The sequence below is a fragment of the Mesorhizobium sp. BR1-1-16 genome, assembly GCF_020165495.1.
Classification (GTDB): Bacteria; Pseudomonadota; Alphaproteobacteria; order Rhizobiales; family Kaistiaceae; genus Kaistia.
In genome coordinates, this window is the sequence record NZ_JAIUIE010000004.1 from 286,893 (window position 1) to 301,292 (window position 14,400).

15 protein-coding genes are annotated in these 14,400 nt (G+C 64.9%); 3 read left to right on the forward strand and 12 right to left on the reverse strand.

Translation table 11 applies throughout. The features are described 5' to 3' along the window. Window positions 1-83 precede the first annotated feature (83 nt). Window positions 84-344 carry a DNA -binding domain-containing protein gene (locus LB518_RS12070; RefSeq protein ID WP_224577754.1) on the reverse strand — a complete coding sequence of 87 codons (261 nt, stop codon included), beginning with the start codon at window positions 342-344 and terminating at the stop codon, window positions 84-86. 213 nt (window positions 345-557) lie between these two features. On the opposite strand from LB518_RS12070, the gene LB518_RS12075 reads away from it, so the two are divergent. Beyond that, a complete protein-coding gene (locus tag LB518_RS12075) occupies window positions 558-776 on the forward strand; it encodes a helix-turn-helix domain-containing protein (protein WP_224577755.1) in 219 nt (72 codons plus the stop codon). A gap of 71 nt (window positions 777-847) precedes the next feature. Here the strand turns inward: LB518_RS12075 and LB518_RS12080 are convergent, their stop codons facing one another. The 9 genes from LB518_RS12080 to cyoA all read right to left on the reverse strand — a co-directional run bounded on the left by LB518_RS12080 (window position 848) and on the right by cyoA (window position 8,934). Beyond that, a complete protein-coding gene (locus LB518_RS12080) occupies window positions 848-1,177 on the reverse strand; it encodes a DUF736 domain-containing protein (RefSeq protein WP_224577756.1) in 330 nt (109 codons plus the stop codon). A gap of 619 nt (window positions 1,178-1,796) precedes the next feature. Beyond that, window positions 1,797-2,237, reverse strand: a complete 441-nt coding sequence (locus LB518_RS12085; RefSeq protein ID WP_224577757.1) for a hypothetical protein — start codon at window positions 2,235-2,237, stop codon at window positions 1,797-1,799. 144 nt (window positions 2,238-2,381) lie between these two features. Beyond that, window positions 2,382-2,549, reverse strand: coding sequence for a hypothetical protein (locus LB518_RS12090; RefSeq protein WP_224577758.1), 168 nt, complete (start codon window positions 2,547-2,549; stop codon window positions 2,382-2,384). A gap of 523 nt (window positions 2,550-3,072) precedes the next feature. Then, window positions 3,073-3,558 (reverse strand): DUF305 domain-containing protein, encoded by a 486-nt coding sequence (locus LB518_RS12095; protein ID WP_224577759.1) that lies wholly within the window; start codon window positions 3,556-3,558, stop codon window positions 3,073-3,075. A gap of 28 nt (window positions 3,559-3,586) precedes the next feature. Further along, a complete protein-coding gene (locus LB518_RS12100) occupies window positions 3,587-4,837 on the reverse strand; it encodes a cation:proton antiporter (protein ID WP_224577760.1) in 1,251 nt (416 codons plus the stop codon). 31 nt (window positions 4,838-4,868) lie between these two features. After that, window positions 4,869-5,276, reverse strand: a complete 408-nt coding sequence (gene cyoD / locus LB518_RS12105) for a cytochrome o ubiquinol oxidase subunit IV (RefSeq protein ID WP_224577761.1) — start codon at window positions 5,274-5,276, stop codon at window positions 4,869-4,871. Next, window positions 5,273-5,968: a cytochrome o ubiquinol oxidase subunit III gene (gene cyoC / locus LB518_RS12110; RefSeq protein WP_224577762.1), complete on the reverse strand. Its 696-nt coding sequence runs from the start codon at window positions 5,966-5,968 to the stop codon at window positions 5,273-5,275. The genes cyoD and cyoC overlap by 4 nt, the downstream gene beginning before the upstream one ends. Beyond that, on the reverse strand, window positions 5,965-7,968 hold the full coding sequence (locus LB518_RS12115; protein ID WP_224577763.1) for a cbb3-type cytochrome c oxidase subunit I: 2,004 nt from the start codon (window positions 7,966-7,968) through the stop codon (window positions 5,965-5,967). The genes cyoC and LB518_RS12115 overlap by 4 nt, the downstream gene beginning before the upstream one ends. Window positions 7,969-7,971: 3 nt before the next feature. Beyond that, on the reverse strand, window positions 7,972-8,934 hold the full coding sequence (gene cyoA / locus LB518_RS12120; protein WP_224577764.1) for a ubiquinol oxidase subunit II: 963 nt from the start codon (window positions 8,932-8,934) through the stop codon (window positions 7,972-7,974). Window positions 8,935-9,071: 137 nt separating this feature from the next. On the opposite strand from cyoA, the gene LB518_RS12125 reads away from it, so the two are divergent. Then, complete coding sequence (locus LB518_RS12125) at window positions 9,072-11,492, forward strand: membrane-bound PQQ-dependent dehydrogenase, glucose/quinate/shikimate family (protein WP_224577765.1); 2,421 nt, start codon at window positions 9,072-9,074, stop codon at window positions 11,490-11,492. A gap of 42 nt (window positions 11,493-11,534) precedes the next feature. Further along, a complete protein-coding gene (locus LB518_RS12130; protein WP_224577766.1) occupies window positions 11,535-11,840 on the forward strand; it encodes a BCCT family transporter in 306 nt (101 codons plus the stop codon). A 203-nt stretch (window positions 11,841-12,043) separates the two neighbouring features. Here the strand turns inward: LB518_RS12130 and LB518_RS12135 are convergent, their stop codons facing one another. Together LB518_RS12135 and LB518_RS12140 are read right to left on the reverse strand one after the other, a co-directional pair. Beyond that, entirely contained in the window at window positions 12,044-12,979 is a 936-nt protein-coding gene (locus tag LB518_RS12135; RefSeq protein ID WP_224577767.1) for a DUF2493 domain-containing protein, read from the reverse strand. A gap of 314 nt (window positions 12,980-13,293) precedes the next feature. Beyond that, window positions 13,294-14,334, reverse strand: coding sequence for a DUF7146 domain-containing protein (locus LB518_RS12140; protein ID WP_224577768.1), 1,041 nt, complete (start codon window positions 14,332-14,334; stop codon window positions 13,294-13,296). Window positions 14,335-14,400: the final 66 nt, after the last annotated feature.

Genomic DNA, 14,400 nt, shown 5'->3' on the forward strand with positions numbered 1-14,400 from the left:
TGAATTGCGTTGATTCACGGAAGACCACCCGGCGGCATCAGGTGATGCTCTGACGGCATCACAGTGGTGGGCCTCGTTCGGCCTCACTCCTGAGAGGTACGGAGAAGGTGCTTGTAGCCTGTTTCTGTCATCCAGCGCGCACGAGCGAGATGGCTGTCGTGAACCCGCCGCGCGCGATCCGGCTCTCGGACGGGATCTATACCGAACAGGACAGCGACAGCCTCGCGCCAGTCCGCGCCATCGGCTGCCGCGTCGAGCAGGCGCATATAGAGTTTGATATGCGCGCGATCGTAGTCGGTGAGATCGGCGCTGGAGGGTGCGATGTCATCGAATGCGTCGGTCATTTGCGCCCTTCGTCCCCAACCATCCGCACGACTAACGTTCTCTAGGGCAATCCGGTAACCGAAGCGAGGATAGCTACACCTGATGGCCGTTGCCTTGTAACCGCCGATGAGGAGCAAGACCTCCCGCCCAAACCGCGTCAAAGGGAGCATTGCGATGCGTTTACATACTTTAGTTGATAAACTCAAAGTGTGTAAATCAAGATCCTCCTGCGCATGGATATGCGCAAACTGGTCGGCCGCAACTTCGCCCGCCTGCGTCGGGAAAAGGGCCTGACACAGGAGGACGTCGAGGCGCGTTCCGGCTTCAGCCAGCAATATCTGAGCAGTCTCGAGCGTGGCCGGCGCAATCCCACGGTGATCACGCTCTACGAACTGGCTCAGGCCCTCGAGACCAGCCACATCGAGCTTGTGAAACCGGACGGACAGGACTGACAGATCGTACCGCCGCCGCGCCTTGGCTGTAGGACCCCGCCCGGAGGATCCGGGCGAGGCTTCGCAGGGCCTTACTCCCCGTTGCGGCGTCCACTGGGGCGTGACCAGACCAGCGAGAAGCCTTCGCCTTCCTCGTCGTCGAAGAGGTTGGCGTAGATCGGGGCGTTGAAGCTCGGATCGTCGAGCTTCAGGCCGAGATAGGCGCGTCCCTCGTTGGAGGTCTTGGACCAGGCGGCGCCGATCTCGGCGCGGCCGACGAAGACGCGGTGGCTGGGGGCGTTCTCGCCGGTGGCGCGGGCCTCAGGGACGATGCGGACGTTCTTGGTCTGCAGGCTGAGGGTGACGATTTCGCCAGTGAACTCGTTCGAGCCGGTCTTCTTGAAGGTGCCGATGGTCGCCATGATGGTTCTCCTTGAACTCTGTTCCGAGCCCGCACCATTGCGGCCTCGATGGTGATCGACAGGCCGGAGGCGATCGACGCGGCATCGCTTGCGACCGCAGCACAGCGGAGGATGGCAGCCAGGCGATTTTCTTGTTGCGCGAGGAATGGGGGCGATCCGGGGTCCCCGCGCGACATGTCGCGTGGGGTGGTCTCGGCAGGGGAAGAAAATCGATCGGCGCCGTTGCGGCATAGGCGATCGAGGCGCAGCCGACCTTCGGCCAGATCAGCCCATTGAGAGCCCGTTTTGGAGCGGTCGACCTGACAGAGACGCATCACAGGAGAACGTGGCGACCATCTCGTACCGATGGACCGTGACGACGACTGACGCCGCGGTTCAAACCAGCTCCGCCAGACGCAACGTTCGGCCGGCGCACACCCGTCGCGCACGAGATCACCCCCTCTCGGCACTCCCATCGTCGGTTGCACTGCCAAGGCATTGCCCAACTCCGTCACCGAGGGCATAGCGCGTGGGCTGGATCAGCCATCGATCCAATCGATGTGAGTGCAAACAACCCTGCCGACGAGGAGGGCGGCACGCCAGACATCAGCCCACCGTCCTGCCGCAGCCGGCAACGATGTCAGGCCCGCGCGATGGTCTGCCCGGTTGGTCCGGGCGCGGCCATGGCTGTCACCCGGACCAGCGCTGTGACGCCAACGGCGATTGCACCGATTACGGAGAAGATGATCTGCCACGTGTCGGAGGGCATGGTGTGTTTCACGATGCCATGGGTCGCGTGGTAGCCGGCGAGAGCCGCAGGCGCGACGAAGGCGAATGCGATCGCGAGCCGTATCCAGAGCGGACGGATGAAGGCGAGCAGGAACTGGCCGAGGCCGAGCGTCAGCGCAGCAGTGAAGAGGCCGACGAGGATCGCGCCGAGCCAACCGGCGCCGGTGCTATAGGCCCATGTCCCGGCGCTGACGCCAGCGAAGAATGGCAGCGCGAAGACGGCCAGTGTGAACAGCAGCCAGCACAGAGCGCCGATCGCAGCGGTGCTGGCGAGGATGCCGATGAAGATCATGGTGGTGTTCTCCGTGAGATAAAGGTCTGACGGTCGCGCCTCCACCACCACCGCGGCGCGTCGCCAATATAGCCGAAGAGAAGGCGGGACGTCAGCGGAAATCCCGTTGGATTTCCGCTTGCGGCCGGGACGCCGCGCCCGCGGTCAGCGGGCGAAGGGGTCGATCTCGTGAACGATGGCGGCGAGTTCGCCGTCATATTCGCCAGCGGGCATGACGCCCATGGTGCCATCGCCGGCCTGGAAGATGACGATCGAGACCATGAGGGTGGTGGCGAGGCTGAAGGCGAAGGCGTGCGCTTGCTTGAGGGACATCTGACCGGCTCCTGTCTTGGAGGCGGGAGACCATCTCCCGCGTGACAGGCGCCCGATGTGTCCGACCGATGGCCGCAATCACCGCGCAGGGGAAGCTGGAGCGGCGGCATGCTCTCGCATAGCCGACCCTTTACGGGTTGATGGCTTCAGGCCAGCGGCTGGTCCAAGGATCAGCGCATTGGAAGCGGGTGATGGTTCTCCGCCATGAAAGGGGCCACGAGGGATCGCCCGTTCAGCGCTTCCTCGCCACACTGCATCGCCAACGTCTGACCAAGAGGGGCCGGCTCACGCTCGAGGACAATGTCGAGGAGGGGTGGATTCCTGCCCGACGGCTTCTGGACACTGACCCTGCGATAGCGGTCGTTCTGGCCGCTGTACGTTGAAGGCAGCTCGAGACCAGGCTTAACGAGTAGCGGCAACACCATTGGCTGGCGGAGTGGTAAACCAGCTTCACCGCTGCCCCTGGCGAGAGGTCAGGCACTCGAGCGCACGGCGTATCGAAGCGGCCCACGTGAGGGCAGCGTCAAGGCGAGGGAGGAATGTCCTCCGCAGTATCCGGCACGGGGTTGGCCTCCAGGTCGGCGATGAGCGTCTTCATCTCGCCGATCTCGCGAACCTGAGCCTTGATGATCCCGTCCGCTATCTTGCGCACCCGTGGGTCCCGGATGTGCGCCCCCTCGCTGGTCATGATTGCGATCGAGTGGTGCGGGATCATGGCCTTCATGTAGCTCACATCGGACACCGTTTCCTGGCTGCGCACCAGCCACAGGGAGCCGGTGAAGACGGCGGCCGCGGCCGCGACGATCGCCAAGTTCGTCACCCGGCTTGCATACATCGACCACATGAAGCCGAGCATCACGACCGCCATCGTCGCGCCCATCAGAAGCGCCATCCATACGCGCGTCTGGCTGAACGTGACGTGATCGAGAGCATAGGTGTTGAGGTACATCAGGCCGTACATGATAACGGTCGACACCGCAATCATGGCGGCGAAACGGAGATAGGACATTCTGCTTCCTCCTGGCTGGCGGCGTACCCTACCCGGCGCGCGGCTCCGGCGAAGGCTCGGAGGAGCCTCCGCAGTAGTGACGGATGACCCGCTTCAGCGTAAGGCCCTGCACCGCGATGGTGAAGATCACCGCGCAATATGTGGCGGTGAGCAGCATCGCCTTCTCCGGCGTTTCGGGCAGTGAGAGCGCCAGCGCGATGGAAATGCCGCCGCGCAGCCCGCCCCAGGTCAAGATGGCGATGCTACCGGGCGCGAAGGATTGCCACCGCCGCAGCACCAGCACCGGCAGCGACGTCGCCAGGAGGCGGGCCGCGACGACGACCGGGATGAGGCCGAGGGCTAGAAGCACGTGGCCCCCGTCGAAGCGCAGCACCAGCACTTCCAGCCCGATGAGCAGGAAGAGGATGGAGTTCAGGATCTGGTCGACGAGCGTCCAGTGGCCGAACAGGTATCGCTGCGTCTCCTCGCTCAGCGCATCCATTGGCCCGCGGTTGCCCAGGTAAAGTCCCGCAAGGACCACGGCGATCGGGCCGCTGGCGTCAACACGGGAGGCCAGCGCAAAGGCCCCCATGGCGAGCGCGATGGAGATCAGGACTTCGATCACGTAGTCGTCGATCCGGCGCGACGCGCGATAGGCGATGTAGCCCGCCCCCAGGCCGATCAGCGCGCCTCCCAAGGTCTCTGTCAGCAGCATCTCGGCAACGGGCAGCGGAGCGAGCTCACCCGCCCCGGTGGCCGCGGCCAGCAGGACGGAGAAGAGCACCACCGCCACACCGTCGTTGAACAGGCTCTCGCCCGACATGTCGATCTCGAGGGAAGCCGGAACCTTGACGGTCTTCAGAATGGCCAGGACAGCCACGGGATCGGTCGGGCTGATCAGAACGCCGAAGACAAGCGCCCAGATGAAGGGGATCGGCAGCCCCAGCAGTGGGGCGAGAAGCCAGAGGCTGGTGCCCACGATGGCCGTCGAGATCACGACGCCGATCGTGGCCATTGCCCCGACCGACCAGGCCCGGTTCCGCAGCCGCGAGAAGTCGACATGCAGGGCGCCGGCGAAGAGCAGGAACGCAAGCATGCCGTCCAGGACGATGTGCTGGAAGTCGATGTGGCGGATGATGCTCGTCAGGTCCTCGTAGAGATGGACGTCGGGAACGAGCAGCTCGCCCGCGATCAGGAGCAGGGACGAAACCAGCCCCATGATCATCAGGCCGATCGTGTGCGGCAGGCCGAAATAGACGTGGTTGAGCCAGGCGAACACGGCCGTCGCGGTCAGCAGCATCGCCAGAAGGTCGAAGATCGAGGGCACGCCGTCAGCTTCCGAACCTGTTCATGCCAGGCATCGGCATCATGGCGTGGTTCAGGTGCGACATGATCCAGATGGAGCCGAGCACGACGAGGACGACGACGAAGATGCCGAAGGCCAGTGCCAGAACGTTGTTGGTGTTGTCCGGACCCGTCGTCAGGTGGAGGAAGAAGACGAGGTGCACCCCCATCTGGCCGATCGCCAGCACGACGAGCGCCGAGACGACCGCGGGACCGTATACCAGGTCGGTCATCACGACCGCGAACGAGGCGGCCGTGAGCAGGACCGCGAAGCCGAAGCCGATGACGTAACCTTGCAGGCCGCCGACGGGCTCGCGCTCGTTGACGGTCTCCTGACCGGGGGCGGCATCGTCCATGTCCGGAGCGTGGTCCTCGCGGTGGTCCTTGACGCTCATGCGCTTGCTCCCAGCAGGTAGACGAGGCTGAAGATCGCGACCCAGACGATGTCCAGCGCGTGCCAGAACAGGTTGAAGCAGTGCAGGCGGCGCAGGATGTCGTCGCGGAAACCCTTCAGCCACAGCTGCGCCATCATGGTGCCGAGCCACAGCAGCCCAAGCCCGACATGCAGCCCGTGGCAGCCAACGAGCGCGAAGAAGGACGACAGGAAAGCGCTACGCGTTGGCCCCGCGCCCTCGTCGATCATGGCGGCGAACTCCTGCACTTCCAGCACAAGGAACGCGGCCCCGAGGACGCCGGTGACGAGCAGCCAGATCTGGGTCCAGGCCATGTCGCGGCGGTGGCTGGCCAGGCTGCCGAGCCCGCAGGTGAAGCTCGACGTCAGCAGCAGTCCCGTCTGGATGGCGACGCGGGGCAGTTCGAACAGTTCCCTGCCCGTCGGGCCGCCGGCGGTGGCGCCCGAAAGCACGGCGTAGCCGGCGAAGAAGGCCGAGAACATGATGATGTCGGAGAGCAGGAAGATCCAGAAGCCGTAAGTGACGGTCACATAGCGCGACGCTGGGCCAACTGCCCCCGATCCCGTCGATCCGTGTCCGTGACCGCCATGCCGGCCGACGCGGTAGGGGTCGTGCTCGCCGCTGCGGGCCGAGATGTCGCTCGGCAAGGTGGAGGAACCCGCGGCCCCGCTCATGCGTGCTCCTCCCGTCGCTTGTACCATGCCTGCCGCGTCTCCAGCCGCTCGCGGTCGACGCGCTCGACTTCGCTGGCCGGGATCTCGTATTCGGCCTCGTCGCGCCAGGCGAAGACCACGAAGGTCGCGTAGGCTCCGATCATGCCGAGGATGGCAAGCCACCAGATGTGCCAGATCAGGGCGAAGCCGATGAGCGTGGCGAAGAAGGCGCTGACGAAGCCGGTCGGGCTGTTCTTCGGCATCTCGATCGGTTGATAGCTTTCCGGGACTTCGGGAGGCTGGCCTTCGATGGCGCGCTGCTTGATGTTCCAGTAGGGTTCCTCGTCCTCGACATGCGGCAGGCGCGCGAAGTTGAAGGCGGGCGGCGGCGACGGCGTCGACCATTCGAGCGAGCGGCCGTCCCAGGGATCGCCCGTCTCGTCCCGCAGGCTGTCACGCTGGCGGATGGAGACGAAGAGCTGAATGACCTGGCAGGCGGCGCCCGCGATCATCACGGCCACGCCGAACAGCGCGACCAGCAGCGACGGCGCCCAGCCGTCGACGGGAATGCTCTGCAGCCGCCGCGTCATGCCCTGCAGGCCGACCACGTAGAGCGGCACGAAGACGAGGATGAAGCCGACGAGCGTGAACCAGAACGCAGCCTTGCCCCAGCCTTCGTGCAGCCTGAAGCCGAACGCCTTGGGGAACCAGAATGTGTAGCCCGCGAAGGCGCCGAACAGCACGCCTGAGATGATCACGTTGTGGAAGTGCGCCACCAGGAACATCGAGTTGTGCAGCACGAAGTCGGCTGCCGGAACCGCCAGCAGCACGCCCGTCATGCCGCCGACGGTGAAGGTGGTGATGAAGCCGAGCGCCCACAGCATCGGCGTGTCGAACCGGATGCGGCCGCCATACATGGTGAACATCCAGTTGTAGATCTTCACGCCCGTGCCGACCGCGATGACCGACGTGGCGATGCCGAAGGCGGCGTTGACGTCCGCGCCGGCGCCCATGGTGAAGAAGTGGTGCAGCCACACCGTGAAGGACACGACGCAGATGAACAGCGTCGCCGCCACCATCGAGCGGTAGCCGAACAGCGGCTTGGACGAGAAGGTGGAGAAGATTTCGGAGAACAGGCCGAAGGCCGGCAGCACGAGGATGTAGACCTCCGGATGTCCCCAGGCCCAGATCAGGTTCACGAACATCATCGGGTTGCCGCCGGCGGTGTTGGTGAAGAAGTGGAACCCGAGATAGCGGTCGAGCGTCAGCATGGCGAGCGTCGCAGTGAGGATCGGGAAGGCCGCCACGATCAGCATGCAGGAGGCGAGGGAGGTCCAGCAGAAGATCGGCATGCGCAGGTAGCCCATGCCCGGCGCGCGCATCTTGAGGATGGTCGTCACCAGGTTGACGCCGGTGACGAGCGTGCCGACGCCTGAGATCTGGATCGCCCAGAGATAGTAGTCGACCCCGACGCCCGGAGAGTATTCGAGTTCCGACAGCGGCGCGTAGGGCAGCCAGCCGGTCCGCGCGAACTCGCCGATCACGAGCGACAGGTTGACCAGCAGCGCGCCGGACGCGGTCAGCCAGAAGCCGACCGAATTGAGCGTGGGAAAGGCGACGTCGCGGACGCCGAGCTGCAGCGGCACGACAAAATTCATCAGGCCGATCATGAACGGCATCGACGCGAAGAAGATCATGATCGTGCCGTGCGCGGAGAATATCTGGTCGTAGTGGTCGGGGGGAAGGTAGCCCTCGCCGAACAGCGTCGCCGTCTGGTGGGTGCGCATCATGATGGCGTCGACGAAACCGCGCAGCAGCATCAGCATGGCCAGGATGATGTACATGACGCCGATGCGCTTGTGGTCGACCGAAGTGATCCACTCGCGCCACAGATAGGGCAGCCATCCCTTCAGGGCGACCCAGGCGAACAGGCCGACCATACCGAGGAAGACAACCAGCGCGGCGATGAGCGGGATCGGCTCTTCGAACGGGATGGCGGCCCAGTCCAGCTTGCCCAGCATGCCTCACCCTCTCCCGTCGAAGTCGAAGTCCATGCGGGAGACATCCACCGGCGTGGTGCAGATGCTGGCGTCGAGCGGCTGCGGATGGATCTCGGGCTCGCCGCCGCGTCCGCTGTCGGGGCCGCGCGCCGGCGGCAGCACCTGGCGGACGATCGCGTCGAACAGCCCACCCTGCACCTGGCTGTAGGCGAAGGGGGCGACGTCGTGGCTCTGCTGGGCCAGCTCGGCATAGGTCTCCGCATTGAGCACGGCGGTGCCGCCGCGCAGCCGGGTTGCCCACTGGTCGAAGTCGTCCTGCGCAAGCACATGCACGGTGAAATTCATGCCGGGGAAGCCGGCGCCGCTGTAGTGGGCGCCCTGGCCATAGAGCTGGCCGACATGATCGGCCTGGAGGTTGAGCTCGCTCTCCATTCCGTTCATCGCGTAGATCATCGTGCCGAGCTGAGGCACGAAGAACACGTTCATCACGCTGGCCGAGGTCAGGCGGAAGCGGACCGGCACGCCCGCCGGCAGCCTGAGCTCGTTGACGGTGGCGACCTGGCGGTCGGGATAGATGAACAGCCATTTCCAGTCGAGCGCCACGACCTGGACTTCCAGCGTGCGGTCCGCCGGACCGAGCGATCGGCGCGGATCGAGCTGGTGGGAGCCGTAGTAGATCAGACCGCCGAGAAACAGGATGGTCAGCGTCGGGATCGACCAGACGATGAGCTCGATGCGGCCCGAATAGGTGAAGGTCGGGTCGTAGCGTGCCTTCGGATTGGAGGCGCGGAACCACCATGCGAACCAGAGCGCTCCGATGATCGTCGGCACGACGATGACCAGCATCACCGCCAGCGAATTCAACAGGATCTGCCGGTTGCCCTCGCCGACCGGACCTTGAGGGTCGAGCACGCCTCTGCCGCAGCCTGACAGCAGAGCAGCGCATAACAGAGGAAGCGCCCCGCCGAGCGCCTTGCGTCCAGCCATGATCCCCTCGCGTGGTAATTCACGCGCCGAACCGGCTCGCGAGGCAGTTGTTCCCGGCACACCGCCGCCGCTTAATCTCGGAACAATTGGCGCCTTGAGGGCTTCGGTGCGCTTTAGAAAGAAGGGATCGAGACACCATGGAAAACCGCGCCCCGCCGGTCGCCGCCCTCTGGGCCATCCGCATTCTTGGAGCGGTCATCCTGCTGATCGGCGTCGTGCTCGTTGGCGGCGGCGGCTGGCTGGCCATGCTGGGCGGCTCGCTCTATTACCTCGTCGCCGGCATTGGCCTCGTCGCCTCCGGAGCACTGATCATCATGCGCCGGACCGCCGGCGCGTGGCTCTACTGCCTCGTCGTCGTGCTGACGGCGGTCTGGGCCTTCTGGGAAGTCGGGACCAACGGCTGGGCTCTCGTGCCGCGCGTAATCGCGCCACTGGTGCTGCTTCTGCCTGTCCTTGCGGCGCTTCCCGCGCTCGAACCACGAAGAGTGCGGGCAAGCTACGCTTGGGCCGGAATTGCGGCCGTGATCGTCTTCGCAGCCATTGCCGGCTGGGGGATTTCGGCAAGCGCGCCTCCCATATTGGTCCGCGCGGTACCCGCCCCGGGAGAGAACACGATGTCGGAACCTGCCTTCCAGCAGGTCGGTGATGACTGGCCGGCCTATGGCGGCACCTATTCGGCCCGGCGCTTCTCGCCGCTCGACCAGATAAACCGCGACAATGTCGGCAGCCTGCAACGCGTCTGGCTTGCCCACACTGGGGACCTGCCGCAATCGGAGTTCGCGCAGGAGAAGTATGGCGCAGAAAACACGCCGCTGAAGATCGGCGACAGCCTGTTTGTCTGCACTCCAAAGAACATCATCATTTCTTACGACGCAGCCACCGGCCAGGAACGCTGGCGATACGATCCCAAAGTGTCGGACCAGAACATTCCCTATACGGCTGCCTGCCGCAGCGTTGCCTATTTCGAAATGCCCGGCTCGATCCCTGATTCCGCCTGCGCGCGTAGGATCATCGAGGGCACGCTGGACGCCCGCCTTATCGCAGTTGACGCAGCTACGGGTCAGCCCTGTGCCGATTTCGGAGGAGACGGGCAGGTATCGACGTCCGAGAACATGGGCGATATCGTTCCGGGTATGCTGTCGATGACATCGGCGCCGACGATCGTCCGTGGCGTCGTGGTGGTCGGCCATCAGGTTCTCGACGGGCAAAAGCGGGAGGCACCCTCCGGTGTCATCAAAGGATTCGATGCGGTCACTGGGGAACTTCGCTGGGCTTGGGACATGACGCAACCTGATCTTCCGACGACGCCGCCCTCGGGTGCCGTTTACACGCGTGGCACGCCAAACATGTGGACGACGGCAACGGGCGACGAAGAGCTGGGACTCGTGTACCTGCCGATGGGCAATTCGGCGGTTGATTATTGGAGCGGCGGCCGAAGCGAACTAGAGAACCGTTACTCGACGTCTCTCACGGCGATAGACGTCACGACAGGCGATCCCGCTTGGTCATTCCAGACCGTTCATAAGGACGTCTGGGACTATGACCTCGGCTCCCAGGCGACGCTCATCGACTTTCCGGCGCAGGGCGGGACCGTGCCCGCGCTGGTGCTGCCGAGCAAGCAGGGCGATCTCTACATCCTCGACCGCCGCACGGGCCAGCCGATTACGGGTGTCGAGGAGCGTCCGGTGCCGCAGGGTGGCGTTGAGCCTGACCAACGCTCGCCGACGCAGCCTTTTTCGACCTACCACACCTTGCGCAAGCCGGAACTGACCGAGGCGTCCATGTGGGGCATGTCGCCAATCGATCAAATGATCTGCCGCATCCAGTTCCGACAGGCTCACTACGAAGGCTTCTACACGCCTCCGACAAGCGACACCTATTGGATCGAGTACCCCGGCTACAATGGCGGTTCCGATTGGGGTGGCGTCTCTGTCGATCCGCGCCGCGGCATCATCATCGCCAACTACAACGACATGCCGAACCACAACCGGCTGGTGCCGCGCGAGGAAGCCGACAAGCAGGGCTGGGTGCCTCGCGGCGAGGAGCGCGGCGGCAGCCTGAGCGATGGTGGCGGGGCCGAAGGAGCCGGTGACCCGCAGGCCGGGACACCGTACGCCATCGACGTGAACGCCGGCTGGCGCATGCCCTTCACTAACCTGCTGTGCAAGGAGCCGCCGTATGGCGGCATACGGGCTATCGATCTGGCAACGGGAGAAACCCTGTGGGATCGTCCGTTTGGCCAGGCTTTGAACAACGGGCCTTTCGGCATCCCCTCAATGCTGCCGATCTCAATCGGCACGCCCAACAATGGTGGTTCGATCGTCACTGCCGGTGGTCTCATCTTCATCGCCGCGGCCACGGACGGACTGGTGCGGGCCATCGACATCGAGACTGGCGAAACTGTCTGGCAGGATTCGCTTCCTGCCGGTGGCCAGGCGACGCCCATGACCTATGAGGTCGAAGGCCGCCAGTATGTCGTCATCATGACCGGCGGGCACCATTTCATGGAAACGCCGGTGGGGGACGAGGTGATTGCTTACGCTCTGCCGGACAGGTAGATGCCAGGATAGCGCGACGACGCAGGCTGCTCGGAACAAAGGTTGTCATCAATCCTCCCGTTTTCTTCGGGCAGGTCGGCGTCACGCGTTTCCCTAGCGATCGGCGGACTTCTTCCGACCCGGGCAGAGGCAATCTTCGGAGCGGTTCAAGCATGGATCCTGTCCGGCTTCGGCTGGCTATACCTTCTTGCCGCCGGAATATTCCTCGGCTCGGTGCTTTTGCTGGCGGCGGGCCGCTACGGCGACCTCCGCCTTTCGCCGAGAACGCGCGGCGGCACTCCCGGGAGGCGCTGCAACGGGCCGAGGCCGCGCTTGCGATCGATGCAGATCGAGAGCGCCTCCGTCTGATTGCGCATGATTCGAAACCGAAGCGCAAGGCCCTACGCCAGGCACGGGATGCCATCGAGCCCGTGGTTTCTTTGTCTGTCGCCTTAGTTCAGGACTGAACGGCAGGTTGCGGGCAGTGACCGCAGCAGCCGGAACGACGACAAAGGGGTCGATTTCCGCCGTCGTTGGAGTTCCCAGAAAAATGGCTGTGAGGAAGGTGGCGCTTACGCGCCGCCTCCCTTCGGGCGGAAATCGAACAGCGGGATGCCGAGCTTCCTCGCCTTGTCGGCGAGATTGTCCTGGATGCCGGTGCCGGGGAAGACGATGACCCCGATCGGCAGGACGTCCAGCATTTGATCGTTGCGCTTGAACGGTGCGGCCTTGGCGTGTTTCGTCCAGTCGGGAGCGAAGCCGACCTGTGGCACCTTGCGGGCATCCGCCCATTTGGCCGCGATCTTCTCAGCGCCCTTGGGCGACTTGCCGTGCAGCAGCACCATATCCGGGTGCTTGGCGTGAACCTGATCGAGCTTGGCCCAGATCAGGCGGTGATCGTTGAAGTCGAGCCCGCCGGTGAAGGCGATCTTCGGACCGGCGGGGAGCAGTACCTCGTTGTCGGCCCGCTTCTTGGCGGCGAGAAAGTCCCGGCTGTCGATCATCGCCGAGGTCAGGTTGCGGTGATTGACCATCGATCCGGAGCGCGGTCGCCAGTTCGACCCGGTGTGGCGCTCATAGTGCTCGGCGGCCTGGTCGCGCATCAGCTCGAAAGCGTTGCGGCGCTCGATCATGGTCTGGCCCTCGGCCGTCAGGCGTTCCAGTTCGACGGCCTTCACCTCGCTGCCGTCCTGTTCACGCTGGCCGCGGCGCTGCGCCTGCTCGTTGTCGTCCAGTTCGCGCTCGATCCGTTCGTTGGCGCGGTGGAAGAGGTTGACGGTCGACCAGAGGAGATCGTCGAGGTCGGGCTCGAGGCGGGTGTCCTCCAGGGTGGCGATTAGGGCGTCGAAGATATCGGCGATGGCGCCGGCGACACGGTCGCCCTCAGGAAGCGGCCGAGGATCGGGTTCATCCGTGAAGGGACGGTAGCCGTAGAGCTGGAGTTCGCTGAGGACATGGTCGGTGGGGGAAGAGGCGTGGTGCGGTTCGTAGTCGTCGTGCTCGCTCATGGGATGCTCCGTCGGTTCGACCGCGACCCTCGCGGCCTTCATGGCGACGAAAGCCGGCGGGCGGGCCGGACCTGCACCCGCAGCGAAGCGGAGGGCCGGAGCACAGCGGAGGAGGACGAAGGCGGGCTATTTTGCCTCGCGATGGAAAGCGGCCCTCGGCCGCGCCGGAAAATAGTCCGCCGCATACATTGCGGGTCCGGGCCGTTTGCTGGCCGATCGCCCTCTCGAAGGCCGGGTCGCGGTTCTCTCCGACTTGGGGATCATCCGAGCGATGCCGACGACGGCGCTCCCGCCGCCAGTATTCTCCTCTCGGCCTATGCCGCCAGCGCCATGAAGCGGGCGACGTCCTGTGGCGCGATCTGCACCCGGGCCGTCGTCCGGAGGCTGTCCAGGCCTGCCAGACGGAGATCCTCATTGAAGTCTCCCAGGCTCGGAGACACCACGACCGCCTCGATCCCGGCCGCGTTCGCCCGTTCGATCAGCGTCGCCATCGCACCGTCGCCGGCCGGATCATTGTCGCGGGCAATGTAGAGCCGGCGCAGCGTGTCGGGGAACAGGATGGCCGAGAGATGCGCCGCCGAAAGCGCCGCCGCCATCGGCATGTTGGGCAGCGCCATCCTGAGCGACAAAATCGTCTCGATGCCTTCGCCCGCCGCCATTACGTCGCCAGCCACGCCGAAGCGAACGGAATGTCCCAGAAGGTCGCCCATCGCCCGTCTCGGCGTGTCGATCGGGGCCTTGTCCGATCCGTTAGATGCGAGCCAGGTGCGATGTGCGCCGGTCTGACGCCCGGCGAGATCGGTGACCGATGCGATCATCGTCGGCCAGGTCTCGGTCGGTGAGTGCTCGTCCGGCCGATAGTAGCAGCGGGGGTGAAAGCGCAGGCTTCCGGTTCCGTGCAAATCCGTAATGCCGCGTGTGCGCAGATACGTCTCTACGAGCGTGCCCGAGATCGGCTGCGCCATGGCGAACAGCCGCCGTGCCGCTTCCGGTGATCCGGATGGCGCCGGTGATTTGTGCTCGCCACCCTGCGAACGGTTCGGTTCGGGATGTGGCATCGACAAGAAGGCGCGCGCCTCATCGGCGACATCCCTGAAATCGACCAGGCCGCAACTCTCGCGGATGACGTCGAGGAGATCGCCATGCTCGCCGGTGGCGGCGTCGGTCCATTTGCCGGCGGCGCCCTTGCCTGTCTCGCCACCCTTCAGTCGCACGAACATCGAGCGGCCGGGTGTGTTGCGCGCGTCGCCAACGAGCCAATAGCGGCCTTCGCGGTGGCCGTTGGAAAGATAGTGGCGACAAACGGCCTCGGCCTGAGCAGCCAGCCGTCGCGCGAGATCTGTGGCAGGTTGCATCACGGACTCCGAGACGAAAAATGGGCCCGCCGTTGCCGGCGGGCCCTCGGGGGAAGTGTTGCTGCT

What these genes read in the sequence shown, in the direction of transcription:
- LB518_RS12080 (WP_224577756.1), bottom strand. Translation starts at nt 1,177, where the DNA reads ATGGCGACCATCGGCACCTTCAAGAAGACCGGCTCGAACGAGTTCACT.
- cyoD (WP_224577761.1), bottom strand. Translation starts at nt 5,276, where the DNA reads ATGAGCGTCAAGGACCACCGCGAGGACCACGCTCCGGACATGGACGAT.
- LB518_RS12090 (WP_224577758.1), bottom strand. Translation starts at nt 2,549, where the DNA reads ATGTCCCTCAAGCAAGCGCACGCCTTCGCCTTCAGCCTCGCCACCACC.
- LB518_RS12075 (WP_224577755.1), top strand. Translation starts at nt 558, where the DNA reads ATGGATATGCGCAAACTGGTCGGCCGCAACTTCGCCCGCCTGCGTCGG.
- LB518_RS12100 (WP_224577760.1), bottom strand. Translation starts at nt 4,837, where the DNA reads ATGCTGCTGACCGCGACGGCCGTGTTCGCCTGGCTCAACCACGTCTAT.
- LB518_RS12095 (WP_224577759.1), bottom strand. Translation starts at nt 3,558, where the DNA reads ATGTCCTATCTCCGTTTCGCCGCCATGATTGCGGTGTCGACCGTTATC.
- LB518_RS12135 (WP_224577767.1), bottom strand. Translation starts at nt 12,979, where the DNA reads ATGAGCGAGCACGACGACTACGAACCGCACCACGCCTCTTCCCCCACC.
- LB518_RS12125 (WP_224577765.1), top strand. Translation starts at nt 9,072, where the DNA reads ATGGAAAACCGCGCCCCGCCGGTCGCCGCCCTCTGGGCCATCCGCATT.
- LB518_RS12085 (WP_224577757.1), bottom strand. Translation starts at nt 2,237, where the DNA reads ATGATCTTCATCGGCATCCTCGCCAGCACCGCTGCGATCGGCGCTCTG.
- LB518_RS12070 (WP_224577754.1), bottom strand. Translation starts at nt 344, where the DNA reads ATGACCGACGCATTCGATGACATCGCACCCTCCAGCGCCGATCTCACC.
- LB518_RS12140 (WP_224577768.1), bottom strand. Translation starts at nt 14,334, where the DNA reads ATGCAACCTGCCACAGATCTCGCGCGACGGCTGGCTGCTCAGGCCGAG.
- cyoA (WP_224577764.1), bottom strand. Translation starts at nt 8,934, where the DNA reads ATGGCTGGACGCAAGGCGCTCGGCGGGGCGCTTCCTCTGTTATGCGCT.
- LB518_RS12115 (WP_224577763.1), bottom strand. Translation starts at nt 7,968, where the DNA reads ATGCTGGGCAAGCTGGACTGGGCCGCCATCCCGTTCGAAGAGCCGATC.
- cyoC (WP_224577762.1), bottom strand. Translation starts at nt 5,968, where the DNA reads ATGAGCGGGGCCGCGGGTTCCTCCACCTTGCCGAGCGACATCTCGGCC.